Origin of the sequence: Kitasatospora sp. NPDC048286 (assembly GCF_043201735.1) — a bacterium.
GTDB lineage: Bacteria > Actinomycetota > Actinomycetes > Streptomycetales > Streptomycetaceae > Kitasatospora.
This window is the reverse complement of sequence record NZ_JBICZE010000016.1, coordinates 185,097-211,535: the sequence shown is the minus strand read 5'-3', so window position 1 is coordinate 211,535 and position 26,439 is coordinate 185,097. Positions and strand designations below refer to the sequence as shown.

The 26,439-nt window shown below is 72.6% G+C and carries 23 protein-coding genes and 1 pseudogene; 15 read left to right on the top strand and 9 right to left on the bottom strand.

Features of this window, described 5'->3' with window-relative positions:
• Positions 1–53 precede the first annotated feature (53 nt).
• Positions 54–344: an antibiotic biosynthesis monooxygenase gene (locus ACGF13_RS32710; RefSeq protein ID WP_392882228.1), complete on the top strand. Its 291-nt coding sequence runs from the start codon at positions 54–56 to the stop codon at positions 342–344.
• A gap of 48 nt (positions 345–392) precedes the next feature.
• Here the strand turns inward: ACGF13_RS32710 and ACGF13_RS32705 are convergent, their stop codons facing one another.
• The gene (locus tag ACGF13_RS32705) at positions 393–1,667 is read right to left on the bottom strand and encodes a hypothetical protein (protein ID WP_392882225.1); all 1,275 of its coding nucleotides are present in this window, start codon (positions 1,665–1,667) and stop codon (positions 393–395) included.
• Positions 1,668–1,774: 107 nt separating this feature from the next.
• Here ACGF13_RS32705 and ACGF13_RS32700 point away from each other — a divergent pair, with 107 nt between their 5' ends.
• Positions 1,775–1,960 (top strand): hypothetical protein, encoded by a 186-nt coding sequence (locus tag ACGF13_RS32700; RefSeq protein WP_392882222.1) that lies wholly within the window; start codon positions 1,775–1,777, stop codon positions 1,958–1,960.
• A 36-nt stretch (positions 1,961–1,996) separates the two neighbouring features.
• Here ACGF13_RS32700 and ACGF13_RS32695 read toward each other — a convergent pair whose 3' ends face one another.
• The 3 genes from ACGF13_RS32695 to ACGF13_RS32685 all read right to left on the bottom strand — a co-directional run bounded on the left by ACGF13_RS32695 (position 1,997) and on the right by ACGF13_RS32685 (position 4,293).
• Positions 1,997–2,629: a peptidase inhibitor family I36 protein gene (locus tag ACGF13_RS32695; protein WP_392882219.1), complete on the bottom strand. Its 633-nt coding sequence runs from the start codon at positions 2,627–2,629 to the stop codon at positions 1,997–1,999.
• Between the two features lie 116 nt (positions 2,630–2,745).
• The gene (locus ACGF13_RS32690) at positions 2,746–3,576 is read right to left on the bottom strand and encodes a DUF4389 domain-containing protein (protein WP_392882216.1); all 831 of its coding nucleotides are present in this window, start codon (positions 3,574–3,576) and stop codon (positions 2,746–2,748) included.
• A 180-nt stretch (positions 3,577–3,756) separates the two neighbouring features.
• Positions 3,757–4,293 carry a hypothetical protein gene (locus ACGF13_RS32685; protein WP_392882214.1) on the bottom strand — a complete coding sequence of 179 codons (537 nt, stop codon included), beginning with the start codon at positions 4,291–4,293 and terminating at the stop codon, positions 3,757–3,759.
• 170 nt (positions 4,294–4,463) lie between these two features.
• Between ACGF13_RS32685 and ACGF13_RS32680 the strand changes: the two genes are divergently transcribed.
• The 3 genes from ACGF13_RS32680 to ACGF13_RS32670 all read left to right on the top strand — a co-directional run bounded on the left by ACGF13_RS32680 (position 4,464) and on the right by ACGF13_RS32670 (position 8,550).
• Positions 4,464–5,912, top strand: a complete 1,449-nt coding sequence (locus ACGF13_RS32680; protein ID WP_392882212.1) for a BTAD domain-containing putative transcriptional regulator — start codon at positions 4,464–4,466, stop codon at positions 5,910–5,912.
• A gap of 135 nt (positions 5,913–6,047) precedes the next feature.
• Positions 6,048–7,415, top strand: a complete 1,368-nt coding sequence (locus ACGF13_RS32675) for a M14 family metallopeptidase (RefSeq protein ID WP_392882209.1) — start codon at positions 6,048–6,050, stop codon at positions 7,413–7,415.
• A gap of 373 nt (positions 7,416–7,788) precedes the next feature.
• Positions 7,789–8,550, top strand: coding sequence for a ScbR family autoregulator-binding transcription factor (locus ACGF13_RS32670; protein WP_392882206.1), 762 nt, complete (start codon positions 7,789–7,791; stop codon positions 8,548–8,550).
• A gap of 255 nt (positions 8,551–8,805) precedes the next feature.
• Here ACGF13_RS32670 and ACGF13_RS32665 read toward each other — a convergent pair whose 3' ends face one another.
• Positions 8,806–12,816, bottom strand: coding sequence for a hypothetical protein (locus ACGF13_RS32665; RefSeq protein WP_392882204.1), 4,011 nt, complete (start codon positions 12,814–12,816; stop codon positions 8,806–8,808).
• Positions 12,817–13,183: 367 nt separating this feature from the next.
• Here ACGF13_RS32665 and ACGF13_RS32660 point away from each other — a divergent pair, with 367 nt between their 5' ends.
• Positions 13,184–13,975, top strand: coding sequence for a putative protein N(5)-glutamine methyltransferase (locus ACGF13_RS32660; RefSeq protein ID WP_392882201.1), 792 nt, complete (start codon positions 13,184–13,186; stop codon positions 13,973–13,975).
• Positions 13,976–14,054: 79 nt separating this feature from the next.
• Here the strand turns inward: ACGF13_RS32660 and ACGF13_RS32655 are convergent, their stop codons facing one another.
• The gene (locus ACGF13_RS32655; RefSeq protein WP_392882198.1) at positions 14,055–14,483 is read right to left on the bottom strand and encodes a PPOX class F420-dependent oxidoreductase; all 429 of its coding nucleotides are present in this window, start codon (positions 14,481–14,483) and stop codon (positions 14,055–14,057) included.
• 214 nt (positions 14,484–14,697) lie between these two features.
• Between ACGF13_RS32655 and ACGF13_RS32650 the strand changes: the two genes are divergently transcribed.
• Together ACGF13_RS32650 and ACGF13_RS32645 are read left to right on the top strand one after the other, a co-directional pair.
• Entirely contained in the window at positions 14,698–15,144 is a 447-nt protein-coding gene (locus ACGF13_RS32650; RefSeq protein WP_392882195.1) for a hypothetical protein, read from the top strand.
• Positions 15,145–15,219: 75 nt separating this feature from the next.
• Complete coding sequence (locus ACGF13_RS32645) at positions 15,220–15,723, top strand: DinB family protein (protein WP_392882193.1); 504 nt, start codon at positions 15,220–15,222, stop codon at positions 15,721–15,723.
• Positions 15,724–15,786: 63 nt separating this feature from the next.
• Here ACGF13_RS32645 and ACGF13_RS32640 read toward each other — a convergent pair whose 3' ends face one another.
• Positions 15,787–17,199, bottom strand: coding sequence for a pyridoxal phosphate-dependent decarboxylase family protein (locus ACGF13_RS32640; RefSeq protein WP_392882191.1), 1,413 nt, complete (start codon positions 17,197–17,199; stop codon positions 15,787–15,789).
• 273 nt (positions 17,200–17,472) lie between these two features.
• On the opposite strand from ACGF13_RS32640, the gene ACGF13_RS32635 reads away from it, so the two are divergent.
• The 3 genes from ACGF13_RS32635 (at position 17,473) to ACGF13_RS32625 (ending at position 21,202) form a co-directional block, all read left to right on the top strand.
• The gene (locus ACGF13_RS32635) at positions 17,473–18,831 is read left to right on the top strand and encodes a cytochrome P450 (protein WP_392882189.1); all 1,359 of its coding nucleotides are present in this window, start codon (positions 17,473–17,475) and stop codon (positions 18,829–18,831) included.
• A 95-nt stretch (positions 18,832–18,926) separates the two neighbouring features.
• Positions 18,927–19,916 carry a pentalenene synthase gene (locus ACGF13_RS32630; RefSeq protein ID WP_392882186.1) on the top strand — a complete coding sequence of 330 codons (990 nt, stop codon included), beginning with the start codon at positions 18,927–18,929 and terminating at the stop codon, positions 19,914–19,916.
• 86 nt (positions 19,917–20,002) lie between these two features.
• On the top strand, positions 20,003–21,202 hold the full coding sequence (locus ACGF13_RS32625; RefSeq protein WP_392882184.1) for a cytochrome P450: 1,200 nt from the start codon (positions 20,003–20,005) through the stop codon (positions 21,200–21,202).
• Between the two features lie 17 nt (positions 21,203–21,219).
• On the opposite strand, the gene ACGF13_RS32620 is transcribed toward ACGF13_RS32625, so the two are convergent.
• Entirely contained in the window at positions 21,220–22,509 is a 1,290-nt protein-coding gene (locus ACGF13_RS32620) for an MFS transporter (protein WP_392882181.1), read from the bottom strand.
• 38 nt (positions 22,510–22,547) lie between these two features.
• Positions 22,548–23,141: an ArsR/SmtB family transcription factor gene (locus tag ACGF13_RS32615; protein ID WP_392882179.1), complete on the bottom strand. Its 594-nt coding sequence runs from the start codon at positions 23,139–23,141 to the stop codon at positions 22,548–22,550.
• 224 nt (positions 23,142–23,365) lie between these two features.
• Between ACGF13_RS32615 and ACGF13_RS32610 the strand changes: the two genes are divergently transcribed.
• The 4 genes and pseudogenes from ACGF13_RS32610 (at position 23,366) to ACGF13_RS32595 (ending at position 26,219) form a co-directional block, all read left to right on the top strand.
• Positions 23,366–24,208: a S1 RNA-binding domain-containing protein gene (locus ACGF13_RS32610; protein ID WP_392882177.1), complete on the top strand. Its 843-nt coding sequence runs from the start codon at positions 23,366–23,368 to the stop codon at positions 24,206–24,208.
• Positions 24,209–24,308: 100 nt separating this feature from the next.
• Positions 24,309–24,668, top strand: a complete 360-nt coding sequence (locus tag ACGF13_RS32605) for a hypothetical protein (protein ID WP_392882174.1) — start codon at positions 24,309–24,311, stop codon at positions 24,666–24,668.
• A 96-nt stretch (positions 24,669–24,764) separates the two neighbouring features.
• A pseudogene (locus ACGF13_RS32600) lies at positions 24,765–25,139 on the top strand (DUF4240 domain-containing protein); the annotation flags it as partial.
• Positions 25,140–25,307: 168 nt separating this feature from the next.
• Complete coding sequence (locus ACGF13_RS32595; protein WP_392882268.1) at positions 25,308–26,219, top strand: aminoglycoside phosphotransferase family protein; 912 nt, start codon at positions 25,308–25,310, stop codon at positions 26,217–26,219.
• Positions 26,220–26,439: the final 220 nt, after the last annotated feature.

Below are 26,439 nucleotides of genomic sequence, written 5' to 3'. Positions count from 1 at the left end.
ACGGGCCTAGCCTCTGGTTATACGTAATCGTACAACGCTGGGAGGGCACCGTCATGTCGTTCGGTTTCGTCGCGTTCCACTACCCGAAGCCCGAGTACGTCGAGGAGTTCGTCGACCGCTGCCACCGGGTCCGCGAGGTGCTGGCCGCGCAGCCGGGATTCCTGCGGGCCGAGGTCTGGGTCACCCCCGAGGGCGACGCGGTCGTCACCACCGGCGAGTTCGGGTCCCAGGAGGCGTTCCAGGGGGCGTTCGCCGCCGTGGGGCGCGAGGCGGGCGAGGCGGTCGTGTTCGACGAGCGCGAGGTCAGGCCCCGCGAGGTGCGCACCCTGCTGTCGCGGGGGTGAGGGGCCGCCGGCGCCGGCGTGTGACCGAGCGCCCGGCGGGGGAGACGGCTACTCCGTCGCGCAGTCCAGGACCCGGCCGTCGGCCGTGCCGACGAGCAGACGCCCGGGCCCGGGGACGGTGAGCGCGGTGGGGACGGCGGGCACGCCGGCGACCGTCGGCCGGTGGCGCCGACGGACGGTGCCGGTGCGCAGGTCCAGGGCCAGCAACTCGCCGTCGCGGTACGCGACGTGCGCGGTGTCCCCGTCGGCGTCGAGGTCGGTGGCGACGTGGTCGGTCCGGAAGACCCAGCGGGGCGCCCCGTCGGCGGCCGCGCGGCGGACGACGAACGAGCCGCCGGGCCGCAGCCCGCGGCCGTCGTACACGGTGCCGGTGTGCACCAGGTCGCCGTCCTCGGTCTCCACGCCCGGGCCGGGGAAGTGCGTCTCCCCGGGCTCCCAGGAGAACGGGAACAGCGGCCGGACGCCCGGCCCCTCGGGGGAGCGCACCGAGAGCCAGTACTGCTCCCGGCCGTCCGGCGGGACCTCGTTGACGTAGTCCCGGCTGCCGTGCCGGATTCGCAGGCGCTCCTGCCGGTCGAGGTACTCCGTGGTCCGGTGCCGGAGCAGCAGGCCGTCGGCGAGGGCGGTGCGCCCCGGCCGCTCCGGGGCGTCCTCGTCCCGGGCGAGGGTGGCCAGGACCGCGCCGTCCGGCAGCTCCTCGACGGCGAGCACGTGGCGCCTGGGCTCCCAGTCCGGGCTCAGCGCGGCGAGCGCCCGGCGGGCCTCCTCGCGTCCGTCGGGGCGCGGGGCCGGGACCCGGGGCCCGGCCAGGTCGGCGGGGGTGACCGAACGGGGTGCGGTGGTGCGCCAGTCGGGCCGGCGCAGGACGGCGACGTGGCCCTCGACGTGCGCCTTGCGGTCCTTCCAGTCGTCGGGCGGCGCCATCAGTACGCGCAGGGCCCGGTCGTCGAGCCAGGAAAGTCCGAGGACCTTCCGGCCGAAGTCGTGTTCGAGAAGGGAGGTCGTGGCGCCCGTCTCCCAGTCGAGCAGGAGCAGCTCGCCCTCGAAGAAGTAGCCGCCGTCGTACGCGCCGGTGCCGACGGCGAGCAGCGGCGCGTGGGGGTGGAAGGCCAGTGCGTGCACCGGGAAACGCGTCCGGAGCACGGCCCGGCACCCGAGGTCCCCGGTGCCGTACACCCCCACCGTCGCCGTCCGGGCGAAGCCGCGCTCGCCCGCCACGGCGAGCAGGCCGCGCCCCTCGTCGGGCACGGCGAGGGCGGGGCGGCCGACCTCGGCGAACGGGCGGTCGCCGAGCACGCGGAGGACACGGAGCGGGGAGGTCATGGGGAAATCCTCCCATCCGGCGCCGCCGTCAAGCGCGGTTGACGCTCGGTGTGGCCATCGGGCCGTGGCGGCAAGGAAGTTGGCCGTGGCGACCCTACGCTTGGGCCATGAAGCAGCACATCGTCACGTTGGTCCTCGGCGGCCTCCTGCTCGGCATCGTCGCGTTCGGCGCGGGCTGGTTCGCGGCGGACTCCCGGCAGACGGCTCCCGCGCCGACGTACATCATGGTCACGCCGGAGCCGGTCGCCACGGGCGGCGCGGTGTCGCCGCCGCCTTCGGCCGGCGGCCGGTAGCGCGGCCGGCGGCACGGTCGGGGGGTCGGTCGGCGGCTACTGCCTGACGGCCCAGAAGCGGTCGGCCATGTTGTCGTAGGCGACCGATCCGGACAGCGCCTGCGCGGGCTCCTTCCAGAGCATCTGCCACTGGCCGTCGCCCGGGTCGTTGTCCACGATCACCTCCAGGCCGCGCGCCGTGTTCACCCAGCTGCTCGCCTGGTCGCGGAACCCGTAGTCGGCGAAGTACACGGCGGCCTCCTCGTGGAAGAGGTTGAACTGGAGCCGGCGGCCGCCCCAGTTCCTGTCGGCGTAGAAGCAGTAGTAGGACGGTTCGGTGGCCGGGGTGGGGCAGTTCTTCCAGTCCGGGCCCCGGGGCGTGCGGCGGCGGTGGTCGCCGCTCCAGGCCGGCGCCTGGGCCTGGCCGGGGAGGGGGAGTACCACCACCGCGCCGTCGGGGTAGCTGACCTCGTTGGCGGCGGTCTGCCTGCCGCCCCGGCTCGTGGCGAGCTGGGCGTCCACCGACCGCTGCAGCGCGTCGCGGTCGCCGTCGCCGAGGGCGGTGATGACGGTCCGCTGGTCCCCGGGAGGGGTGTGCGCGGAGGCGGCCTGTACGCCGAGGGGTGCGGCCAGGAGCACGAGGGCCCCGGCCGTACGGCCGAGAAGTCGGCGGACTCGAGAGTGCGTCATATGCCAAACGTAGCCGTGCACATACGGCCGGTAACCTGACTTTCTCGATCAGGCGGCGCATGCGCGGCAGGGGCGCGCCGGTGCGTACGCGCCCCCCGATCGGGCGAACCTGCGCGTCACTCCCGGGGCACGTGGTCGGCGGGTCCCGGAACGAGCGGTGCGACGACCCGCTCGGCCGGGCCGGTGTGGACGTCGTTGTCGTCGTTCTCGTCCGAGTTCACCGAGGCGGTGATCGAGCCCGTCGCCCAGGAGGCCAGGCCGAGGATCAGGAAGAGGACCAGCAGGCCGCGCCCGGCGCCGCTCAGGACCAGCGGCCGGGTGGCCGAGGCCGGGCCCTGCGGCTCGCTGCCCGGCTCGTCGCCGAACAGGCGCTTGGGGTAGGCGGACGAGATCATCACCAGATAGGCGGCGTAGCGCATCCGGTAGCGCACGATCGCGGCCGTCGCCTCGTACAGCGGCTGCGGCATCCGGCCGAGGACCAGCACCACCAGCCAGAGGGCGAACGACACCATCCACCACCCCGCGTTCACCAGGCCCTGCACGATCGAGGCCGGAATGACCAGGATGATGCGGAACAGCACGGCGAGCCGGTTCAGCTCACCGGGCCGCAGGTCGACCTGCACCGGGTAGTCGGGGACCTCGAACCGGAACGGCGGGTAGCGGTCCACGGTGAGCATCAGGTACGCGGTGACCCGTGTGTCGTACGGGAGGAACGCGGTCAGGTAGTCCGCCACGAAATCGGGCAGCCGGCCCAGCACCAGCGCGCCGAACCAGCCGAAGACGGTGACGAGGAACGCCACCACCGTCAGCACCCACACCACCACGAACTGGGGGATCAGCAGCAGCGCCCGCAGCAGCACCGTCCAGCGGTTCTGCGGGCCGGGCGCCGGCATGTCCAGGACCGGGAGCCACTCGCGGCTGACGGGGGCGGGGGGAGCCTGCCACATCCGGGCCTCCACGGTCTCGGGACGACGGGACCCGGCCGTCGGGCGTGGCCGGGTGCCCTCCGAAGATCGCAGCAACCCGCCCGTCCCGCGCGTCCTGCTGCGCCGGATGGGGCAGCAGGACGAGGTGGCTGGGCCGTGGCCGATCGTTCCGTGGCCGGTGGCGCCCCGCGGGCGGGTCGGTCAGCCGATCCTCGCGCAGAGCGGTTCGGCGGAGCCCCGCTCGAAGCTCAGCGTGCGGTAGCCGGTGGCACTGATGTCGAGGGTGTAGACGCCGTCGACGGTGTAGAGGTCGCGGGGCAGGTTGCCGCCGTCCGGGCCGACACCGAGCAGGATCGGGCCGTGGGCGTGCCAGGTCTGGGAGTTGTCGGCACGGTAGTCGACGACGGCCCGGCCGCCGGCGTCCGCGTCGTACGAGGCACCGGTCGCCGTGTTGGTGAGCCGCAGGACGAGGGCGCCCCGGAAGGCGGCGCGGCGCACCGTGGTGCCGTCCGGGGCGTACTCCAGCATCCGCCGCTGGACCTCGTCGACGACGGGCTCCATGTGCACGGGGAAGTCGCAGCGGGAGCCGGCCGGGAGGTCGAACGCCGGTGTGGGCGAGGGCTCCCACCCGCCCCGACCGGTGACGGCGCCGGCCGGGGCGGCCGCCAGGCCGCTGAGGGTGACGGCGGTGACGGCGGCCAGCGCGGCGGACGCGGCGGTGGGCAGGATTCGGCGCATGATCGGGCCTCCTGGCGAGGTGTCGGGCGTTCGGAGGCCCAGCGTGGCAGGCGCCCCTGACCGGATTCTCACCATGAGCCCGGCACTGCCGCCGCCCGGCGCACGCCGATCGAGATCGTGCCTCCGGAGGTCTCCTCGTACGGCCGTTCGGAGTTCTAGGGTGACCCGCCATGGAGTTCCGACTGCTCGGATCGTTCGAGGCCGACCACCGGGGTGAGCCCGTCCTGGCCGGCAGCCGCCGCCAGGAGCGGTGCCTGCTGGCCGTCCTCCTGCTGGAGGACGGCCGGGTCGTCAGCACCGACCGGCTGATCGACCTGCTCTGGAGCGGCAACCCGCCCGGCTCGGCCCGCGGCACCGTCCACACGTACATCGGACGGCTGCGGGCCCGGCTGCGTCCGTACGGCGTGGTGATCGGGACCCGGCACGACGGGTACGCCCTCGCTGCCGGTCAACACACCGTCGACGTGCGGGAGTTCATCGACCTGACCACCCGGGCGGCCGCCACCGGCGACCCCGGCGAACGGCTGCGCTGCCACGACCGGGCGCTCGCGCTCTGGCGCGGGCCGCTGCTCGCGGGCGTCGTCGACGAGGCGCTGCGCGGGCGGCTCGGCCGTCGGCTGGCCGAGCTGCGGCTGTCCGCCCTGGAGCAGCGGGCCGAGATCCTGCTCGCCATGGGCCGACACGAACAGGTGCTCGCCGACCTGACCGCGTCCGACCTGACCGCACCCGCTCCGGCCGCACCCGACCTGGCCGCACCCGCCTCGACTGCCCCCGCTCCCGCCGCCCCCTCGGCCGGGGCGCCGCCCGCCGTGCCCGCCGTGCCCGCCGAGACCCCGACCGGCCTTCCCGTCGACGACCTGCTGCCCCGCGAGCGCCTCGTCCTCGCCCTGATGACCGCCCTCTACCGGGCCGGTCGGCAGACCGAGGCGCTCGCCCTCTACCGCCGCACCCGGCGCGTGCTGGTGGACGGCCTCGGGGTCGAGCCCGGCGCCGAACTCGCCGCCCTGCACGACCGCATCCTGCGGGCCGACCCCCGGCTGGACCGCCCTCCGGCGCCGCTGTACGCGGTGCGGGTCGGCGACCAGTGGCTGCCGTGGAGCGCGGGCGGCCACCCCGCGCTGGAGTTCTGCAACACGTACGCCGGCTGGGGCGCCGAGCCGGGCGCCGCGCCGGCTCCCGGGTCGGACTGGCTGCGCGGCTACCCCACGCTCGCCGTCTGGGCCGGCCACCACGACCTCGCCGACGAACCGGTCGTCGAGGCGTTGCTCCGCCGGGCGGCGGAGCGGCCCGAGGAGGCCGCCGGTGTGCTCGCCGACGCCCGCGCGTTCCGGTCGGCCCTCTACGCGGCCCTGACCGACCCGCAGGACGGCGCAGCCTTCGGTGCGGTGGCGACGGTGGTGCAGGAGGCCGGGCGGTCGGCGGTCTTCACCCGGGGCGAGGCCGGCCTGCGACTGCCGCTGTACGCCGCCGCCCGTTCCGCCGCCGAACTGCTCGCCGACCCACGGCGGTTCACCATCCGCCGCTGTCCCAGCACCGGCTGCGGCTGGCTGTTCCTGGACGCGAGCGGGCGGCGCCGCTGGTGCAGTCTGGCGACCTGTGGGACCCGTGCGGCCTCCTGAGCCGCCCGCGCCGTCCGCCGCCGGACCCGGACTTTCCGATGCCTTGACGAACCCATGACACTGACGGACCATCAAGCTGGCGCGCGCCACCTCCTCCACCGTTCCGCCCCCACGGACCCCCACAGGAGGACAGTCATGCGACTGCCCCGCCGAGGGAAGCCCGCCGCGGCCACCGCCGTGCTGCTGGCCCTCGCCCTCGCCGCCCCGCTCACCGCCCAGGCCGCCACCACCGACCGCCCGCCGGCGCCCGCGTCCCTCACGGCCGACAGCGCCGCCGACACCGCGCGGCAGTACCGGCTGGACGGCCCCCGCACCGTCGCCGAGCGCACCGCCGTCGCCGCCACCGGCGCCTCCGTCGACGCCGTCCTGCCCGACGCGGTGGTGGTCACCGCCACCCCCGCCGAGGCCGCCCGGCTGCGCGCGCTCGGCTGGTCGCCCGTCGCGCTGCCCGGCCCCCGCTACGGCGCCGAACCCGGCGACGAGGGCCTGGCCGCGCCGGTGTACGACTTCCCGCAGGCCGACGCCGGCTACCACAACTACGCCGAGGCCACCGCCGACATCGACGCGGTGGTCGCCGCGCACCCGGACATCATGAGCAAGCGCGTCATCGGCACCTCCTACGAGGGCCGCCCGATCGTCGCGGTGAAGATCAGTGACAACGTCGGCACCGACGAGGACGAGCCCGAGGTGCTGTTCACCGCCCACCAGCACGCCCGCGAGCACCTCACCGTCGAGATGTCCCTCTACCTGCTGCACGAGTTCGGCGACAAGTACGCCACCGACAGCCGCATCGCCAACGCCGTCAACAGCCGCGAGATCTGGGTGATCCCCGACCTCAACCCGGACGGCGGCGAGTACGACATCGCCACCGGCCGCTACCGCAGCTGGCGCAAGGACCGCCAGCCGAACAGCGGCAGCAGCAGCGTCGGCACCGACCTCAACCGCAACTGGAACTACAAGTGGGGCTGCTGCGGCGGCTCCTCCGGCTCCACCTCCAGCGAGACCTACCGGGGCAGCGCACCGGAGTCCGCCAAGGAGACCAAGGTGGTCGCCGACTTCGTCCGCAGCCGGGTCGTCGGCGGCAAGCAGCAGATCACCGCCGCCATCGACTTCCACACCTACAGCGAACTCGTGCTCTGGCCGTTCGGCTGGACCACCGCCGACACCGCCACCGGCATGACGGCCGACGAGTACAACACCTTCGCCGCCCTCGGCCGCGGCATGGCCGCCACCAACGGCTACACGCCCGAGCAGTCGAGCGACCTCTACATCACCGACGGAGCGATCGACGACTGGCTCTGGGGAGCCCAGCGGATCTTCGCCTACACCTTCGAGATGTACCCCGGAGAGACCGGCAGCGGCGGCGGCTTCTACCCGCCCGACGAGGTGATCGACCGCGAGACCAGCCGCAACCGCGAAGCGGTCCTTCGCCTGGTGGAGACGGCCGACTGCGTCTACCGCGCGATCGGCAAGCAGCAGCAGTACTGCGGCATTCCGGCCTGACCCGGCGCCGCCGGTTCGGCCCGCTCCGCGCGGGAAGTCGGCCGGTCCGACTTCCCGCGCGGCCTCGGTAGCTCCTCGACCCGGACGGCCTCCTGCGCACGCAGGAGGCCGACGCGTGTGTACGGGGACGAACACCTGGAAGAAACCCTTCATTCGGTTTCCGGGCGGTGCGAGGACGGCGGGCCGGAGATCGAATCGTCGGGCCGGGTCGGCGTGCGTGGTCGCCAAGCAGGTGGTCGGGCCTGACGGGATGTGAGGAAGGCGAGGGGTCGGCGGGATTCACCGACATCGCCTTGTCGGTCGCCGGTGGCGCGCAGCTAAGATACGGGGTGTTTGGTTTTGTTTTCCGGGAGTTCAGGGCGGGGTGGTTTCGGTGGTACGGCAGGAGCGGGCGCTCCGGACTCGTCGGCTGATCCTGGAGGCGGCGGCCTCGGTCTTCGACGAGTTCGGGTACGAGGGCGCGACCATCGGCGAAGTGGTCTCCCGGGCCGGGGTGACGCGTGGCGCGGTGTATTTCCATTTCGCCTCGAAGCGCGATCTGGCGCAGGGCGTGGTGGAGGAGCAGTTCGTCCAGGACGGAGTTCCCGAACGGAGCTGCAAGCTCCAGGAGTTCGTGGACACCGGGATGGTGGTCGCGTACCTGATGCCGCGTGACCCGCTGCTCAGCGCGGGTGCCCGACTCTCGCTCGGCCAGGACCTCTTCGACGACCTCGGCAGCGGCGCCATCCCCGGCTGGGTCAGCCGGTTCGAGGTGCTGCTGACCGCGGCGGGTGAGCGTGGCGAGCTGCTTCCGCACGTCGTGCCGGCGGACACCGCGTGGCTGCTCGTCGCCGCGTGGACCGGGGTGCAGATCCAGTCCCAGAAGCTCAGCGGCCGGGCGGACCTGGAGTCGCGGGTGTCCGCGCTGTACCAGCACCTGATGCCGAGCATCGCCGTGCCGGGCGTGCTCGGTTCGCTGCAGATGGGGCCCAACCGCGGGGCCCAGGTGGTCGCCGAGGCCGCGGCGGCCCGTGCGGCCGCGGAGGACGGAGGCCCGGCCGTCGACCCGGCCCCGGGCGGTGAGTCGCGCGGTGACTCGCGCGGAACGGGCGGCCCCGTGCGCGCCGAGGTGCCGACGGAGATCGGCGTGGGCTGACGGCGGCCCATGCCCTCCTGCCCGCAGGACTCCTGACGGGTACGGGCGAACCGGCGGCGACGGGACCACGGGATCCGTGTGGAGCCACGCCCTCGGCAGTAACAAACAGCACGTTCGGTTTCCTATTCCCCGCCGGGCACGGTCGGCGGCTGCGGCTGCCTGGCCCCTGCCACGCCGGACCGACAGCGGGCCGCCCCCGGTACCCGAAGGCACCGGGGGCGGCCCGACCGCCGTCACACGGCGGGATCGTCGGCGTTACGCGACGGGCTGCTTGGCGGCAGCGCGGCGCCGGGCCCGGTGCAGCGCCAGACCGCCGAGGGCGATCAGCCCGCCCCCGGCCAGGCTCGCGCTCGCGGCAGCGGTCGGGGCACCGGTCGTCGGCAGCCCGCCCTTGCCGCCGCCCTGCGGCGGAATCGGGTGGTGGCCCGGGTGGCTCGGGCAGCCGTGGCTGCCGCCGCCCTTGTGGTCGTGCCCCTTCGGCGGGCAGGGCGCGACGACGATGCAGAGCTCGACCGGCGGGCTCTCCACGACCTCACCCTGCCGGTCGCGGGCGGTGGCCCGGGCGGTGTTGGTGATGCTGCCCGCCTTCGCGTCCTCCTCGGTCACCGTGTAGGTGCCCCGGCAGGTGGTGCTCTCGCCGGGTGCGAGGGTGGTCTGCTCGCAGGTCACGTTCTGGACCCGGTCGTCGTTGACGGCGACGTCGGTCAGCGTGGTGGAGCCGGTGTTGGCCACCGTGTACGTGTAGGTGACGATGTCACCCGGGAACACGGTCCCGTCGGCGTCGGACCGCTTGGTGATGGTCAGCGAGGACGCGCCGGCCGGAACCACCTTGACCGTGGCTTCGGTGGGCGGGCTCTGGGCGGGCCGGCCGTGGGGGTCGGTGGCGTTGGCGTGGGCCGTGTTGGTGACGTGTCCGGCCTGGCCGTCCGCTGCCGTGATGACGTAGCTGCCGTGGCAGGTCGTGCTCTGGCCGGGGTTGAGGGAGGCCGCGTCGCAGGTCACCGTGGTGACGTGGTCGTCGGTCACCGTGAGGTTGGTGACGGGCGCCGTTCCGGTGTTGGTGACGGTGTAGGTGTAGCGCACGGTGTCACCGACGTGGAAGGGGCCGGCGCTGTCAGCCCTTTTGATGAGGGTGAGCTGCGCGACGCCGGCGACGGGGACGGTGGCTTCGGCCGGCGGGCTCTGCTCGGGTTGGCCCGCGGGGTTGGTGCCGTGGGCGTGCGCGGTGTTGGTCACGTGACCGGCCGTGACGTCGGCCGCGGTGATGACGTAGCTGCCGTGGCAGGTGGTGCTCTGGCCGGGGTTGAGGGAGGCTGCGCCGCAGGTGACCGAGGTGACGTGGTCGTCGGTCACGGTGAGGTTGTTGACGACCGCGGTGCCGGTGTTGGTGACGGTGTAGGTGTAGTGGACGGTGTCGCCGAGGTGGAACGGGCCGACGCTGTCCGGGACCTTGGCGAGGGTCAGTTCCACGACGCCCGCGACCGGAACGCCGGCTTCGGCCGGCGGGCTCTGCACCGGCTGGCCCTCCGGACCGGTGCCGTGGGCGTGCGCGACGTTGGTCACGTGACCGGCCGTGACGTCCGCCGCGGTGATCACGTAGCTGCCGTGGCAGGTCGCGGTCTGGCCGGGGTTGAGGGTGGTCACGTCACACGTCACGTTCTGGACGTGGTCGTCCGTGACGGTGAGGTTGTTGACGACCGCGGTGCCGGTGTTGGTGACCGTGTAGGTGTAGTGGACGGTGTCACCGAGGTGGAACGGGCCGACGCTGTCCGGGACCTTCGCGAGGCTCAGCTCCGCGACGCCGATGACGGGGACGGTGGCTTCGGCCGGCGGGCTCTGCTCGGGTTGGCCCGCGGGGTTGGTGCCGTTGGCGACGGCGGTGTTGGTGACGTGGCCGGCGGTGACGTCGGCCGCGGTGATGACGTAGCTGCCGTGGCAGGTCGCGGTCTGGCCGGGGTTGAGGCTGGTGGTGTCGCAGGTGATCCCGGTGACGTGGTCGTCGGTCACCGTCAGGTTGTCGACCGCGGCCGTGCCGGTGTTGGTGACGGTGTACGTGTAGGTGACGGTGTCACCCAGGTGGAACGGCCCGGCGCTGTCCGCCTTCTTCGCGAGGCCGAGCTGTGCCACACCCGCCACGGGCAGTGTCACCTCGCGCTGCGGGCTCACCACCGTGTCGACCCGCGGGTTGATGGCGAACGCCTCGGCCGTGTTGGTGATGTGGCCGAGCGCCAGGTCGGCGTCGGTCACCACGTACGTGGAGTGGCAGGTGGTGCTCTGGCCGGGGTTGAGGGTGGTCGCGTCGCAGGTCACCGGTGTGACGTGGTCGTCGGTGACGGTGACGTTGTGGAGCACCGTCGAGCCGGTGTTGGTGACCGTGTAGGTGTAGTGGACGGTGTCACCGACACGGACCGGTCCGAGGGTGTCCGCCTGCTTGGTCAGGTCGATGGAGGACGGGCCGACCACCGTGACCGTGGCCTCGGCCTCCGGCGAGGTGACGGATTCGCCGTTGGACGTCCCGCCGGCGAAGACGTGGTTGGTGACCTTCCCGTCCTGGGCGTCTGCCGCCGTCACGACGTAGCTGCCGTGGCACCTGGTGCTGTCGCCGGGGCTGCCGCGCGGGGCCAGGGTGGCGGTGTCGCAGGTGATCCCGGTGACCCTGTCGTCCGTCAGCGTGAGGTTGGTGATCTCGGTTCCGCCGGTGTTGTTGACCACGTAGGTGTACGGCACGGTGTCACCGACGTGGAACGGCTCCGGCGCGTCGACGTGCTTGATCACCTCGAGCCCCGGTGGCGCCACCACGGGTACGTTCTCCGAGGACGGCGGAGAGGTGACCGGTCCTTCGTCGGTGGTCCCGGTGGCCTGGGCCGTGTTGTCGACGTGGCCGGCGGCGGCGTCCTCGGCGGTGACCAGGTACGTCGCCGTACACGTCACCGTCTCACCGGGGGGCAGGGCGATCGCCGGGCAGCTGATCGGCCCGACCTTGGGGTCGTTGACGGCCAGGTTGTTGATCGGCACGTTCCCGGAGTTGGTCACGACGAAGTCGTACTGGATCGGCGTGCCCACCGTGATCAACCCGGGCAGCGGCTGGTGCGCCTGCTTGACCAGGTTCAGCTCGGGCAGCGGCCGCTCGGTGCTGATCACCACGTTGCGGATCAGGTGCACGTCGGTGAACAGGCCGGTGGACCCGGCGAAGCCGAACTTGTACGTCGCGGGCAGCGGCTGCGGCGCGGGCGTCTGGATCACCTGGTGCGAACCGGTGCCGTCGTTGAAGTCGACGGAGACGGTGAGCACCGGCGAGGGCGCCGGCGTCAGGTGCACGTTCACCCGGCGGCGCGAGGGCTCCAGCAGGGTCTGCGCCTGGTCCGGCGTCACACCGGGCGGCAGCGAGGTGAGCGGGCCCTGGAGGGTGCCGGGCAGGGTGGAGGGCCACGGGCCGCTAGTGGTGAAGTTGCTGGTCGTCGCGGTCAGGAAGCAGTAGCCGAGGAGGCCGTTGCCCGGCCCGCGGATGGTGACCATGTTGGCGCCCGGCGCGGGGACGCGGAAGCCCGTACCGGCGGGGGAGCGCTGGGAGCAGCCGTTGCCGCGCTGCTCCCAGTCGCCGAAGTAGTTGCCGAGCACGTCGAGCCCGACTCCCAGGTACCCGCCGTCGACGCCGGGCAGGAAGGTGAGGTTCGGGTTGTCGTCGGGAAGCTTCTGGGCGTAGCCGAGGCTGCCGCCGAAGGCGCCGGGGTGGTTGAGGGAGACATCGCCGTTGACCAGGAAGAAGGAGATACCGTCGGCCGGGGTGGCGGGTGTGGTGCTGCCGTACTGCCACTGGTCGAAGGACACGTCCAGGCCGTTGCCGGCCGGTAGGGCCTGGTCGAAGAGGACCGCGCCGCTCTGGTCGTTGCTGGAGTCGGTGATCCGCAGGTAGCCGAGGGGGGCGCTGTCCAGCGGGGGCACCGGGCCGGTCTGGGGGACGGGGCAGCCGCCGAGCGGGCGACCGTCCGGCCCGATCGTCGAGATGGGTGCACCGGTGAGGCAGGCGGAGCCGACGGCGACGAACCGCGGGTCGGCGGTCGCACCGGTGAACGTCTCGTGGAGCAGTGGAGTACCGGTGGCCCGGACCCGCTCCGGCAGCGGCGCGGCGAGGTGGTGGGCGGGGGCGACGGCCTGGGCGAGTGAGGTGGTGAGGCCGGCGCCGATCAGGCCCAGCGTGGCCGCGGCGCTGATGAAGCGGGCCGTTCTGGCACGAAGCCGTGACGGTCCGCGGGAATGTCTCGTCATGCCGTTAATATGCGCGGGCGCTACGCACCGTTATCACTGAAGTACTGTCAGTGGAGCTATTCAATCGCTCGGACGAGCGAGTCGGAGGGGGCGGCCCGATGGGTAACGGGGTGTCAGGGTGACCCAGGGTCTTCCAGGATCATTCCAACGATCCTCGCTCGGTGGATGCGGTAAGGTGGCCGACGTCGATCGTGACCGCGACTCAGGAGGTGAGACCCATCAACGGAATGTCCGAGCGGGTGCTCCCGGAGCGCGGCCGTGCGGGCGCCGTCCGCGCATAGCGCGGCCGGCGCGCCGACGCGGTGTCGGCCCTCGCGGGAGCCCTGACGGAGTCGTCAGCCCTCCCGTCTCCCCCCAAGGGGTTCTCTTGCCGATCTTCCCTTCCGCCTCCCTCCGTTCCTCGGTGGTCTCCCGGCTGCGCGCCGCCGGGTGCGTGTTCGCCGAGGACGAGGCGCGGATCCTGCTCTCCGCCGCCGCCTCGCCCGCCGGTCTGGCCGCCATGGTCCGCTCCCGCGCCGACGGGCGGCCGCTCGAACACGTCGTCGGCTGGGCCGAGTTCGCCGGTCTGCGGATCGCCGTCGACCCGGGCGTCTTCGTCCCGCGCCGCCGCAGCGAGTTCCTGGCCGCCACCGCCACCGCGCTGACCGCCCCGGGCGCGGTGGTGCTCGACCTGTGCTGCGGCAGCGGCGCGCTGGGCGCCGCGGTGGCGGCCACGGCGGCGCACCCGGTCGAGCTGTACGCGGCCGACATCGACCCGGGCGCGGTCCGCTGCGCCCGCCGCAACCTGGCCGGCGTCGCGGCCGGGGTCTTCGAGGGAGACCTGTTCACCGCCCTGCCCGCGGACCTGCGCGGCCGGGTGGACGTGCTGATCGCCAACGTCCCGTACGTCCCGACCGGGGACATCGGCCTGCTGCCGCCCGAGGCGCGGCTGCACGAGGCCCGGCCCGCGCTGGACGGCGGGGCGGACGGGCTGGACGTGCTGCGGCGGGTGGTCGCCGAGGCGCCGCGGTGGCTGGCGCCCGGCGGGTCGCTGCTGTTCGAGACCAGCGAGCGGCAGGCGCCGACGGCCCTCGCGGTGACCGGAGCGGCCGGGCTGGCGGCGGTCGAGCACTGGCAGGAGGACCTGGACGCCACCGTGGTCTCGGCGACACTGCGCTGAACCGCCGGTCGGCGCAGGGGACTTCGAGTGCCGGAACCGGCCACCGCACCCCCGTGGCGGTGGCCGGCGCCGGAGCCGGTCAGATGTGGGAGCCGTACACGTGGTCGACCGGGATGGTGAGGAGCACCCGGCGGTCGGAGACCATCGCCTCGCGGTACTCCGCCCAGTCCGGGTGCTCCCCGGCGGCGCGGCGGTAGTAGTCCACCAGCGCCTCGACCTCCGGCCCGTCGGGGTCGGTGCCCGGGCCGGTCAGGGTGGCCACGCCCTCGGCGGTGGCCCAGGAGCGGCCGTCCGGCCCGGTCACCTCCAGGCTGGCCCGCGGGTCCCGGCGCAGGTTGGCGGTCTTGGCCCGCCCCTCCTGGGTGGAGATCAGGACGGCGTTCGCCGCCCGGTCGTAGAACGGCAGGACGGGGGAGAGCTGCGGCCGGCCGTCCGCCTTGATGGTGGCGAGGATGCCGAGGCGGCTCTGCGCGAGCAGCGCGTACGGGTCGAAAGGAGTGGCGGTCATGGGAGCATCATCGGCCTTCACACCGGTGTGAGGGCAAGGTCCGCCACGCGTGTTGGGAGAGGAGGCCCCGCATGACGGCACGGGCCGGCCGGGCCGGTGCGGGAGGTCGGGAAATCCGCCGCGACGTCCGGCGCGAGCCGCTAGGGTCGGGCGTGAGACCGGTGACGGTGCGTCAACGAGTGCGTACCGTCCGAACCCGAGGGGACAGCGCACGATGGCACGCGAACGCAGGCCGGTGGAACTGCTGGAGTTCTCCGACGACCTCCACACCGACGACGTCACCCCGCTGCAGCACTTCCTGGCCGCCCGCATGCGCGAGCTGGTCGAGGCCCAACCCGAGGGCACCAGCGCCCGGTTCGCCGCCGAGCGGCTGGCGCAGATCACCGCCGGCGACTGCGTCTTCCTCTCCGACGTCCTGGTGGCCTGGGAGGAGATCGTCCTGGAGGGCCGCAACGACGAGCCCGGCTGGACGCAGCGGATGCGCCAGGACGCCATGCTGTGGTGGCGGCGGCTCTGCGACACCGCGTCGCGGTTCAGCGACCACCCCGACCACCGATCCCGCTGGCGCCCGCTGAAGTTCATGAACCTCGCGCACGCGGAGTTCATGGACGGCCTGACCGACCGCGCGGGCGGCGTCTACGGGCAGGGGGCGCACCCGTGATCCCGGGCGGCCGGGGGCGGTGGCCGTAGCCGCTCCCGGAACGGGCTGTCGGTGGCGGCTGGTACGGTCCCGCGCATGAGCAACAGTGTGCCCTTCACGGGCGAGGAGAAGGAAATCCTCCATGCGGCGCTGGACCGGCACCGCGACGTGGTGCTGTGGAAGCTGGAGGGGCTGGACGACGAGCAGCTGCGCCGTCCGATGACGCCCTCCGGGACGAATCTGCTGGGGCTGGTGAAGCACCTCGGCGGCGCCGAACTCGGCTGGTTCCGGCAGACGTTCGGCCGGGAGATGGGCCCGCTGCCGTTCGACATCGACGCCGACGACGAGTCCGACATGCGGGTGGCGCCGCACGAGTCGACGGCGGACGTCCTGGCCTTCTACGCGCGGGCCCGGGCCGGTGCCGACGAGGCGATCCGGGAGCTCGCGCTGGACGACCTCGGCACCTCCTGGTCGGGCAACACCGTCTCGCTGCGCTGGGTGCTGACCCACATGAACACGGAGACGGCGCGGCACGCCGGGCACATGGACATCCTGCGCGAACTGATCGACGGCGGGACGGGGGACCACGACCGGCGCTGACCTCGTCGGCCCCGTCGGCCCCGTCGGCCCGGAGGCGGGCCGACGGGGCCGAGGCCGTGACGCTCAGGCCGTCGCTTTCCGGACGGCCCGGGCCAGCGCCCGGGCCGTCCGCCGGACGTCCGCCTCGGTGGTGCGCCAGTTGCTGAACGCCGCGCGCAGGGCGGGCCGCCCCGCGTAGTGAGTGGGGGTGAGGAAGGCCTCCTCGGCCAGCTCGGCGGCGAGTTCGGCCAGCCGCTCCGGGGTCGGGTCCGCCGCCAGCGTGAAGCAGACCACGTTCAGCCGCACCGGCGCGAGCAGTTCCAGGCCGTCGATCCGGGCCACCTCCGCGCCGAGCGCCCGGGCACCGGCGACGCAGCGCTCCACGATCTCCCGGTGCCCGGCGCGGCCGTACGCCCGCAGGGTGAACCAGGCGGCGAGGGCGCGCAGTCGGTGGGAGTTCTCCGGCGTCAGGTGGACCAGGTCCGGCTGCTCGCCGAGAGGCCCGAGGTAGGCGGCGGCGTTGCGGAAGACCCTGGCCTGGAGGTCCGGGCGGCGGGTGAACTGCACGGCGCTGTCGTACGGCACGTTGAGCCACTTGTGCAGGTCGACGCAGACCGAGTCGGCGAGGTCCAGGCCCGCCACCAGCTCCGCGTGCTCCGGCGACAGCGCGGCGAAGGCGCCGAAGGCCGCGTCCACGTGCAGCCAGAACCCGTACCGCTCGCGGAGCGCGGCGATCGCCCGCAGGTCGTCGAAGTCGACGGTGTTGACCGTCCCGGCGTTGGCCACCACCACGCACGGCCCGTCCGCCTCGGCCAGCGTCCGCTCCAGCGCCGCCACGTCCACCGCCTCCCGGCCCGGCAGGACGGGCACCGCCCGCAGCGCCGCGCGGCCCAGGCCCAGCACCGACAGCGCCTTGGCGACACTGGAGTGCGCGCTGCCGGACAGCACCCGCACCGGCCCCAGTGCGCCGGCGCCGTCCTCGGCGACATCCACGCCGAGCCGCTCGCCCAGCCACTCGCGGGCGACCGCCAGCCCCACCGTGTTCGACATCGCCGCGCCGCTCACGAAGGTGCCGTGGTGCGCCGCCGAGAGGCCGAACAGCTCGCGCAGCCAGCCGACCGTCTCCCGTTCCAGCTGCTGACCGGCCGGATCCAGCGAGGAGTTGGAGTTCTGGTCCACGGCCGAGGTCAGCCAGTCGCCGGCGAGTGCCGCCGGTGTCGCCCCGCCCGTCACGAACCCGAAGTAGCGCGGCCCGGCGCTCGCCGACAGCCGGGGCTCCCAGCGCCGCTCGAACTCCGCCAGGGCGGCGCGCACCCCGCCGCCCTCGGTGGCGAGCGGGGTGGCGGTGGGAGGCTGTGTCGGCTCGGCCTCGGGCCGTTCGGGCCGGGCGACCACGGGCCGCTCGTCGAGGCCGGCCAGGAAGGCGAGCGCGTGCCGCCGGGCCTCCTCCAGGACCTCGGGCAACTGGCCCAGATCGGCGGCGAGTTCGGGGTGCATGGCATTTCTCCGTTGGTCGGTCGGGCGGTGTGATGGAGGCTAGCCACCGGGGCGGGCGGCGTCCCGGTCCAATCCGGTGCGGGTGGCCTGAAACCTTCGACAGGTGGGGGGAATTCACGCCGTTCGGCTCAAAACCACCCCGGCAGTCGCAATTCCAGCCGGTCCCTTGACCTCTCCGGAGGTGGCGAACGATGATCACCGTGCACCGCGAGCGAGTGAATGTTCCACTGTCCGACGGATTTTCGATCCGAGGCTTCAGGGAGGTGCAGGGCTGTGCGTTCCACCACCGCTCCCGTGGCGGCGCCCGTGGCACAGGGGCGCTTTCCACTACTCGGTCACCTGCCGCAGCTGGCCGTCAGACGGGTCGAGTTCCTGCAGTCGATCAGGGCGCAGGGCGGCATCGTCAGGATATTCCTCGGGAATCGCCCGGTGTTCGTCCTGAACTCGCCGGAGGCCGTCCACGAGGTTCTCCTGACACAGAGCCGGAAGTTCGGCAAAGGGCTACTGTTCGACGTCGCACGGCCTTTCATCGGCAACGGCATCATCACCTCCGAGCGGGATTTCCACATCCGCCAACGGCGGGCGCTCCAACCGGCTTTCCACCGGGACAGCATCGCCGCGTGCGTCGACACGATGACCGACCTCGCCGAGGAGCAGGTGTCGGCCTGGCGTACCGGCGAGGTGATCGCCATGGACCTGGTGCTGCGCCGGATGATGACGGCCATGCTCGTGGCGACGCTGTTCAGCACCGAACGCCCGGACGGCGCCGCGGCCGTCGCCGAGCTGGGGGAACGCGTCGCCGAGCACCTGACCACGGTGATGCGCGGGGTCTTCGTGGGCACCCTGCTGCCCGCTCCGATCGCCTCCTCACCCGCGCTGGGGCACCGCAGGTACCTGGCCGCCGCCGAGGCGCTGCGCGAACTCGCGGACACCGCCGTCCGGCAGGCCCGACACGACCCCGACGACCGCGGCGACCTGCTGTCGATCATGTTCGCCGGCACCCCGGGCAAGCCCGAGGGGATGACCGACCTGGAAGCCCGTGACGAACTGCTCTCCCTGCTGATGGCGGGGGCGGAGACCACGTCCACCACCCTGGCCTGGGCGCTCCACGAGCTCGGCCGGCGCCGGGACCTCGCCGAACGGATGAAGGCCGAGTGCGACGCGCTGCCCGCCGGCGCCCTGCCCGGCCCGGCGACGCTCCCGTTCACCGACCGCTTCCTGCGCGAGGTGCTCCGGCTGCACCAGCCCAGCTGGCTGCTCATGCGGCGCGCCCTGGAGCCGGCGCGGATCTGCGGGGTCGACCTCCCGCGCGGGGCCGAGCTGATCTACAGCGCGCTGACGATGCACCGCGACCCGGCGTACTACCCCGACCCGCTGCGGTTCGACCCGGACCGTTGGCTCGTCCGCCCCGAGAAGGACCTGCCGCCGGGCGCCTACGTCCCGTTCGCCCTGGGCAACCGGAAGTGCATCGGGGACCACTTCGCGATGACCGAGATGCTGGTCGTCCTGCGGTCGATCGTCTCCCGGTGGCGTCCGCGGCCGGTCGCGGGGCACCGGGTCCGGCCGGTGGTCCAGGCGCTGATCCGGCCCAACGCGCTGCCCATGCGCGTCTCACCCTGGCCGGCGGGCTGAACCGGTCCCGTTCCGACCGGCCCACCGGCCCCGTCCCGACCGGCCGGCTCCGTCCCCGGGGCCGACCGGTCCCCTTCCCGGAGGTGCGCCACACCATGACATCGACGGCAGAGCCCCTGTCCCCGGACCAGGAGGCGCCGGCCCAGGCCGCGGACCTCGACTTCCTTCCCTTCCCGCGCCGGATCAGCCCGGACTTCCGGGCCGCCCACGACCGCCACCTCGCCTGGCCGGAGTCCTTCGGTTTCCTGTCCACCGAAGCGGAGCGGGCCCACCACCTGAAGGGCCAGTTCCCGCTGATCGCGGCCATGTTCTATCCGAACGCGACCGGGAGCGAACTGGACCTCGGCGTCGACCAGCAGAGCTGGTACTTCCTGTTCGACGACGCGCTCGACGAACAGTGGGGCGCCTCGCCCGAGCGGGTCCGCCACCTCGTCGGACTCGTCCGGGAGGGCGTCACCGGCGAGGCGTCACCGCTGCCGCTGGCCGCCGCCTTCGCCGACATGCGCCGCCGCAGCTGCCAGAGCATGCCGGAAGACTGGATCCGGCGGTCCGCGGCCCACTGGTCCTCCTACCTGGAGCACCACGTCCACGAGGCGCGCAGCCGACAGTCCGGAGCGCCGCTGCCGCTGAGCACCTACCTGCGGGTCCGGCGCCACACCATCGGGGTCGCACCGGTCATCGACCTCGCCGAGCGGCTGTCCTCCTGCGTCCTGCCCGACCACCTGTACGCGCTGCCGCACCTGTCGGTCATGCGCGAGATGACGAAGACCTTCATCATCTGCGACAACGACATCGTCTCCCTGGAGAAGGACGCGGCCCAGGGGGAGCAGAACAACCTGGTGCTCTGCCTGGAACGGGAACACGGCCTCACCCGGCAGGAGGCGGTGGACCGGGCGCTGCACCGCCGCAGTGAAGCCCTGGAGCTGTTCACCGGCGCCCATCGGGTCCTGCTCGACGCCCCGGCGGCCGGCCGCCTCGACCCGGCCGAACGCGACCTGCTGCGGCGCTACTGCACCGAGGCGCTGCAGACCACCATCCGCGGCGCCTACGACTGGCACCACGCCTCCACCCGCTACCACGGGTGAGGCCCCACCGTTCCACGACCCGCGTCCCACGACCCGCGTCCCACGACCCGCGTTCCCCGGACCGATCCAGCTGAGGAGCCCGCACCATGCCCGACCGCCGCTCGGCGTCCTTCGTCGCCTCCGAACGGGACCGGACCTGCCCGTTCGACCCGTCGCCCGACCTCCGCCGGATGCGCGAGGAGGACGGCCTGCCGCGCCTGCGGGTGACCCACCCGGTGCGCGGCGACATCGAGGCCGTCGTCATCACCAGGTACGGCGACGTCCGGGCGGCGTTCGCGGACGAGCGCCTGGTGACGGGCAACGGCATCGACCCCTCGCTGCCGCGCACCCTGTTCAACCACCCGGGCTTCCTGCCCGCCTACAGCGGCCAGGAGCACAGCCGCCTGCGCCGGATGCTCACCGGCAGCTTCACCGTCCGTCAGGTCGAGCGGCTGCGACCCGCGATCGAGACGATCGTCGCCGACCACCTCGACGCCATGGCGCAGCGCGGGCCGGTCGCCGACCTGGTCGAGGACTTCGCCCTGCCCATCCCCTCGCTGGCGATCTGCGAACTGCTCGACGTCCCGTACGGGACCCGGGCGATGTTCCAGCGCTGCTCCCAGGTGATCATGGACGGGACCGCGGACGCCGGGCAACTGGTCGCCGCCTCGGCCGAGTTGAACACGGCCATGGCGGAGATCGTCGCCCACAACCGGGCCGCGCCCGGGGGCGGCGTGCTGGGTGAGGTGGTGCGGCAGCACGGCGCGGAGCTCACCGACGAGGAGCTCGTCGGCTTCGGTACCACCCTGCTGGTCGGAGGGCACGAGACCACCGCGACGATGCTCGCCCTGAGCGTGCTGGCCCTGCTCCGCCACCCGGAGCAGCTCGCCGCGCTGCGCGACGACCCCGAGGCTACCGGCCCGGCCGTGGAGGAACTGCTGCGCCATCTCGCCATCCCCGCACCGCTGCTGCGCACCGCCGTGGCCGACGTCGAGGTCAACGGGCACCGGATCGCCGAGGGCGAGCACGTGCTGCTCTCCCCGCTGACCGCGAACCGCGACCCCGAACTCGTCCCCGAGCGCCCGGACGACCTCGACCTGCGCCGCCGCCCGGTCGCCCAGCTGTCCTTCGGCTTCGGCGCCCACCAGTGCCTCGGGCAGCAACTGGCCCGGCTGGAACTGAAGGTGGCGCTGCCGGCCCTGCTGCGGCGCTTCCCCGCCCTGCGGCTCGCCGTCCCCGAGGCCGACCTCCGCTTCCGCGAGGGCTCGACGGTCTACGGCGTCGAGGCGCTCCCGGTCACCTGGTAGCGGGCTGGTCGGAGACCTCAACGGGCGGCGCGCGGGAGCTCGGCGCGGCGGACCGCCGGGGAGGCGAGGGCCAGCGCGGCGCCGAGGCAGGAGAGGGCGCCGCAGCCGACGAAGACCGGGGCGGCGCCCCAGGCGCCGATGGCGGCGCCGACCAGCGGATAGCTGAGCGGGGCGAGGCCGACCATGGTGAGCATCATGACGGAGGTGACCCGGCCCAGGTAGGCGGGGTCGGCGGTGGTCTGGATCAGGGCGTTGTCCAGGCTGCCGAAGACGCCCGCGCCCAGGCCCACCAGGGCGGCGAGGACGGCCGCCGTCCACAGCTGCGGCACCAGCGCCATGGCCGCCGCACCGACGCTGCCCGCCAGCAGGGTGCCGGCCATGGTCAGGCCGGCCCGGGGAAGCCGCCCGACGACGGCGAGCAGCGCGGCGCTCGCGGCGGCCCCGGCGCCGAAGCAGCCGACGATCCAGCCGTAGCCGGACGGGCCCCAGCCGCGCTCGGCGTTGAGCAGCACCATGCCGACGTTGAGGGTGCCGGTGAGGCCGAGTTCGCAGACGGCTCCGGCGGCGACCAGAGGGCCGAGCAGGGGGTGGCGGCGGATGTAGCGCAGCCCGTCGAGCAGCTCGGCGCGCGGGGTGCCGCGCCGGGGCGGGGCGGCGTTCGCGCCGTTCGGTTGCGCGTCGTTCGAGGGGGCTTCGAGCGGGCTGATCCGGACGGAGAGCAGGAGCGGCAGCGAGATCGCGAACAGCAGTCCCGCGGTCGCGAAGGCGGCGGCCGGGCCGCCCAGGCCCATGGCCAGGCCGCCCAGCGGCGGTCCGGCGATCTGGCCGAGGCGCATCGCCAGCGAGCGCAGGCCGGTGACCCTGGCCAGCTGGTCGGGGCGGGTGATCCGGGGCGGCAGGGCACCGACGGCGGGGACGAACAGGGCGTCCACGCCACCGAAGACCAGCGCCACCGCGACCAGCAGCCAGAGTGCGGGCGTGGTCAGCGCGATGGCGGCGGCCACCGAGAGGATCAGCAGACAGCGCAGGGCGTCGCTGCCGAGGATCACCCGGCGCGGGTCGAGCCGGTCGGCCAGGACGCCGCCGCCGAGCATGAGCAGGGCGCGCGGGGCGGCGCCCGCTGCCATGACCAGGCCGACCTCGGTGGGCCCGGCGGACCGCTGGGCGGCCCAGGCGAGGGCGGCGAAGTAGACGCTGTCGCCGATCAGGGAGGCGGTGTACGCGGCGAGCCAGCGCAGCACGTTGCCGTCGCGGTGGGCGGGCGGTGTGGCGCTCGCGCGGGAAAGGGTCGGTTCCGCGAGGGTCATCGGGGACTCCGGCGGTCGGGGACACGGCGGCGCCGGTGTCAGGGGCGGAAGGGGAACCCGTACAGGTGGACGGACACGTGCTCGCGGCCGACGGTGTCGCCGGCCGTCCTCGCGGCCTTGCCGCGCTCCCGCCAGCGGCGCGAGAGGGCCTGCAACTCCTCGTTCAGTTCGGCGAGTTCGGGTGCGGTGAGATCGAGCATCCACTCGGAGCTGAACGCCGCGTCCGCCCACTCCCGGCCCCAGGCGGCGCTCTGGTCGAGGTAGGCGCGGTACTGGGCGGAGCGGGAGTCGACCAGGCCCTTGGTCACCGCGTTGACGGCGGCGGCGCCCTCGGGCGTGCCGGCGAGCTCGGACTCCCGGAAGCCCCAGCCCTCCTCGGAGGCGACCTGCCACCAGCGCTCCCGGCCGTCGGTGCTCCGGCCGCTCGCCTCGGTGACGAAACCCTGCTCGGCGAGCTTGCGCAGGTGGTAACTGACCAGGGACGGCGCCTGGTCGACCTGCTCGGCGAGCTGGGAGGCGGTCGCGCTGCCGGCGGCGTAGAGCAGGCGGTAGAGCTGCATCCGCAGCGGGTTGGTGAACGCCTTCAGGCGGGACAGGTCAGTGATCCGGTCGGGCCGGGGCTCTTCGGGCATGCTTCGACGATAGATCTGAAAGAAAAATTGCGCAATGAAATTTTCGGATCTGGGGTGCGGGGAGGCCGTCGGCTGTGACCTCACATGCTTGTTGGCCACGGGGCCCGATACCTGGCCGCGCCAACCTTCTGACTGCAGTCCGTAGCTGAGCCGTGACGCGTTGGTTGGAACCTGGTCACGAGAGTTGGGACCCAGCGAGGCCGGCGCCGACTAGGCTCGCGTCCATGTCCGAGCCAGCCCCTGACCCTCGCACGCAGTCCTTGATCAACCACCTCCGTCCGGGGGTCGTGAGAACGGTAAAGGTCATCGGGTTCGACGGGGCAGACGTCCTGGTGCAGCTCGTAGATGCTGAAGGAGGGGCGACTGAGATCGGTCGGATTCCTCGGCAGGAAGCGTCGATGCGCCGGACGGAGCATCCATCCGAGCTGTTTGAGGTCGGTCAGGAGATCGATGCCGAAGAGATCGGGCGTTGGCGCGAGGGCCGGCTTCACCTCTCCGCCAGGGCGTGCGAGATTCCGGCCTTGCGGTCTTTTCTCCTCGCGTTTGAACGAGGGCAGGTCGTCGCTGGGACGGTCTCCGAGGTTCACAACTTCGGGGTCTTCGTCCACGTCGATGGTGAACCGGACGGCCTGTGCACCGGCTTCATCCGGGTGCCGGACCTGACGTGGGCCTTGATCAACCACCCCTCCGAGGCGGTCGAAGCCGGCCAGCGGATCACCGCTGAGGTGATCGTCGCCGAGACGCGCTCCGGTCAGGTCACGCTCTCGTTGAAGGCGCTGCGGGAAGATCCGCTCATTCGGTTTGCGGATCAGGTCGGCCGGGTCCTCGCCGGGCCGATCACCAAGATCGTTCCCTTTGGCGTGTTCGTGCAGCTTGCTCCCGATGTTGTGGGGTTCCTTCATCTCTCTGAGCTGACTGACAGGCCGGTCGAGATCCCGGATCAGCTTGTCGATGAAGGCGAACTGATCACGGTGAAGGTCGCCGAGGTCGACCTCCAGCGTCACCGGGTGCGGCTGTGCGCGGCCGGCAGAGCGGACACATCTCACGGCTGGTCGCAAGAAGCCTGAGGTTCCAACTACTGTTTCCTGGCTCAGCAGTTGAGCCGGTACGCAGTAGCCGGAACAGGCATCGGGAGTGGCAGAGAGGCAGCGTCGGTAGAGTCGGTTCGTGACCGAGCGAACTGTCCGGCCGACACTGCCGACCCGAGAACAGCTCCGCGCTCTGCGTGACTTCGTTCATGGGCGGAGTTACTCCGCTGGTTCGGTTGCCATTCGGCTTCCCGGCGAACCACCGCACCCCTCGGACTCGGGTATGGCCGATGTGTCTCGCGCCTCGGGCGCACTGTATGACGTCACCAACCTCCTCTGCAAGCGGCTGCTCGCTGAACTCGACCGTGGCCAGCCCGGTGCCGCCGCCGAGGCAGCATGGGAGGCGCTTCTCGCGATCGTGGGCGCCTGGCGAGATGCATCCAATGTGCCCGCCGAGCTGCGGGAGCCGGCATCTGACGCTGACATGCGCCAGTCCTGAGTCGAGGACCTTGGGTCTTCGGACCTGGTGCCGAGTGGTCAGTAGCCGAACACACTCCGCGCTTGGTGTCGGACGGGACTGCCATGCTCTGGCGTCATGGATGCTCAGAGGTTCTGGAAGTTGATCGAGGACGCCCGATGCAGGGTCTCCGATCCGGCGGATGGGGAAGCAGTTGCCGCCATGGCAGTGACCCTGCTTTCCGCCCGACCGCGCGACGAGATCATTGCTGCCGATCACGTCCTGCGGGAGCTGCTGGCCCACTCCTACCGGAACTCGCTGTGGGCCGCCGCCTACATCATCAACGGCGGGTGTTCTGATGACGCGTTCGACTACTTCCGTGGCTGGCTGATAGTGCAGGGCCAACGTGTGTTCGAGCGAGTCCTGACCGATCCGGACTCGCTGGCCGATCTGCCAGCGGTTCGTGCTGCCGCTCCCAACGGGGTGATCGACTGCGAGGCGGCGTTGACCATCGCTTGGAATGCCCATCTCCAGGCAACTGGTGCGCAACTTCCCGACGATGCCTTCGCGATCCAGCATCCTGGCCTGGACTCCGATCGGGGCTTCGACTTCGATGATCAAGTCGAGATGAGGCGCCGTTTGCCTCGACTGGCTGCGCTCTACCTGACAAGGGGGTATCTGTTGAACGATGTTCCAGATCTTGGGCCCATGCCCCAGCGGATCACCGTCAGCGCCGAACAGGCAGGTCGGCTCGTTGCCGAACAGTTCCCACAGTGGGCCGCACTACCTGTGACGGCTGTGGAGAACGGCGGCTGGGACAACCGGACCTTCCACTTGGGCGACGACATGTTGCTCCGGCTGCCCAGCGCGGAGGAGTACGCCCTGGCCGTGGAGAAGGAGCACCGTTGGCTACCCGAGCTGGCCCCCGCTCTCCCGCTGCCGATCCCGGTGCCGCTGGCGAAGGGGAGCCCTGGTGCGGCCTACCCGTTCGCGTGGTCGGTCTACGGGTGGATCGACGGCACGCCCGCGACGTTCGAGTCAGTTGTCGATCCGATCCGCCTCGCCGAGGGCCTGGCCGACTTCGTTGCCGCGTTGCAGAGCATCGATGCCTCGGAAGGGCCACAGCCTGGGAAGCACAACTGGTTCCGTGGAGCGACGCTGCGGACCTACGACGCGCAGGCGCTCGGTGCGCTCGACGAGCTGCGCGGCCACATCGACGTCGCGCCGGCACATGAGTTGTGGACTGAGGCGCTCGAAGCTCAGTGGGACGGGACCGACTTCTGGTTCCACGGCGACCTTGCCAAGGGAAACCTGCTCCTTGAGCACGGACAGCTCGCTGCCGTCATCGACTTCGGTACGTGTGGCGTGGGGGACCCCGCTTGCGACCTCGCGATCGCGTGGACCTTGCTCTCGGCCGACGGCCGCGACGTGTTCCGGAAGCGGCTGGGCGTCGACGATGCGACTTGGGCGCGCGGACGCGGCTGGGCGCTGTGGAAGACGCTCGTCTCGTGCGCCAACAGCCTGGGCGAGGACAGCGCTGACGCCCGTGACGCGCGACGCGTGCTCTCGGGGATCCTCACTGATCCACGCTGAGGGGTCGTAGGGGCTTGAGCCCCACCTGGGCCGGGTGGTCCTCGCGGACGCTGACGGCGAGCGGAGTCGTCGGTCGCTTCGCTGGCTGGCCGGCCATCCCGATGTCCGCCCGCTCACCCCGCCCGGCGGCTACCGGCCGGCCCGGGACCGGCGGGGGACGGTGTTCTCGGATCTGACGCCCGAACAGCTGCGGCAGGCCCGTATCCGGGCCGAGCACGTG